A 228-nucleotide genomic window follows, 5' to 3' on the forward strand; every position below is an offset into this window, starting at 1 on the left:
GCACCTGCACCCGCGGAGCCGGTTGCGGTCGCGTCATCCTCGCCCCCGGTGAAGCCCGTGACCAGCACGAGAGGGTCACCTCTCTGCAGGGCGCCCAGGAAAGCGATCGCCCCGGCCGTGGTGCCTTTGACCTCGCTCTTGACGGGCACCGCGGTGAAATTGCTCGCGTTGATCAGCGGGTTTGTCGTGACCTGGGGTGCATGCGGCGTGGTCGGCGCTGCCACCGTG

The 228-nt window shown here is 68.9% G+C and carries 1 pseudogene; it reads right to left on the reverse strand.

Features of this window, described 5'->3' with window-relative positions:
* Positions 1 to 228, reverse strand: a pseudogene (locus ACPYOG_RS21285) (hypothetical protein); the annotation flags it as partial.

Source organism: Leifsonia sp. HAY1-4F (assembly GCF_056755275.1).